Genomic DNA, 388 nt, shown 5'->3' on the forward strand with positions numbered 1-388 from the left:
ATTACTAGGCTTCCAGGTCTGGTCTATCAATCCCGTGGTCTGCGGGGGGCCTTATCCCTCTAAAAGGGTGAGAAGCCTGGTCTTGGAGGGGGTTTCCCGCTTAGATGCTTTCAGCGGTTATCCTGTCCGAACGTGGCTATCCAGCGGTGCTCCTGGTGGAACAACTGGTATACCAGAGGTTCGTCCGTCCCGGTCCTCTCGTACTAGGGACAGATTTCCTCAAGCTTCTGACGCGCGCGGCGGATAGAGACCGAACTGTCTCACGACGTTCTAAACCCAGCTCGCGTGCCGCTTTAATGGGCGAACAGCCCAACCCTTGGGACCTGCTCCAGCCCCAGGATGCGACGAGCCGACATCGAGGTGCCAAACCATCCCGTCGATATGGACT

The 388-nt window shown here is 57.7% G+C and carries 1 rRNA gene; it reads right to left on the bottom strand.

Annotated elements, in window-relative coordinates:
* Positions 1-388: ribosomal RNA gene (locus RM844_RS33310) — 23S ribosomal RNA — on the bottom strand; the annotation flags it as partial.

The sequence above is a fragment of the Streptomyces chisholmiae genome, assembly GCF_031845445.1.
In the GTDB taxonomy this organism is placed as follows: Bacteria; Actinomycetota; Actinomycetes; order Streptomycetales; family Streptomycetaceae; genus Streptomyces; species Streptomyces chisholmiae.